The following is a 1,009-nucleotide window of genomic DNA, read 5'->3' on the forward strand; positions in this document are numbered from 1 at the left end:
CTGCACGCCCGCAACTCCCACGTTGTCGGCGGCGTCGGCCGAGACCGGGACCGCTGTGCCCGAGACGGTCGCGCCGCCGGCCGGAGCGGTGATCGAAACCGTCGGCGGGGTCGGATCCGGGGCGGCGTTACTGACGGTAACGGAGACGGTCGCGGAGGTGGTGGTATTGCCGGCCGCATCGCGCGCGCGCGCGGTCAGCGTGTGCGAGCCGTTGGTCGCGGTGGTGCTGTTCCAGGTGACAGTGTAGGGCGAGGCGGTGTCTTCGGCACCGAGGTCGGCCCCGTCGAGCTGGAACTGCACGCCCGCAACTCCCACGTTGTCGGCGGCGTCGGCCGAGACCGGGACCGCTGTGCCCGAGACGGTGGCCCCGTTGGCCGGAGCGGTTAGGGAGACCGTCGGGGGGGTGTTGTCGGGGGCTGCCGTGCCGACGAGCTGGACGAACTTGGCGACCGATGGGACCACGCTCCCGTTCAGGATGAAGAGCAGGTAGTGGCCAGGAGGCGCAACATTGCCGTGGGGAGGGGCCGTGACGTCGAGGCCTCCCGTCGTTTGCGAGAAACTCAGCTCGTTGATGTACTGGCTCTCGTTGAAAGCGTGGGTCACCGAGGAGAGTCTCAGCATCGTGACCTTGGAGATCGTCAAGGCGTCCGGCGTTCCGACGAACAAGGATTGCCCATAGGCGACGCTGGGCGGTGCCGACGAGATCGTCGGCCTGGTTCCCTTGAACAGATAGGGCGGCGAATAGATCTCAGTGTCCGGGTACCCGTTACCGCCCGTGCTCAAGACCCGACCATCGGGCAGCAGGAGCGCCGCAGAGTGGTACACGCGGGGAATTCCCGAACTGCTGGCGAGCGTCGTCCAGTCTTCGGTCGTCGGATCCCAAAGCTCTGCCGCATGCACGGCGCCGCTGGGATCGTTGAAGCCGGGCGCGGCGGTGCCGCCGGTGACCAGCACCTTACCGTCGGGCAACAGCGTGGCGTTGATCTGGCGCCGGCTGAATTGCATGGAG

The 1,009-nt window shown here is 67.7% G+C and carries 1 protein-coding gene; it reads right to left on the reverse strand.

The genetic code is table 11. The annotated features are described in order from the left end of the window. On the reverse strand, positions 1–1,009 hold a 1,009-nt coding region (locus ACRDSQ_RS00430; RefSeq protein WP_431417765.1), incomplete at both ends, for an Ig-like domain-containing protein.

It is taken from the genome of Actinokineospora sp. (assembly GCF_050699995.1).
In the GTDB taxonomy this organism is placed as follows: domain Bacteria; phylum Actinomycetota; class Actinomycetes; order Mycobacteriales; family Pseudonocardiaceae; genus Actinokineospora.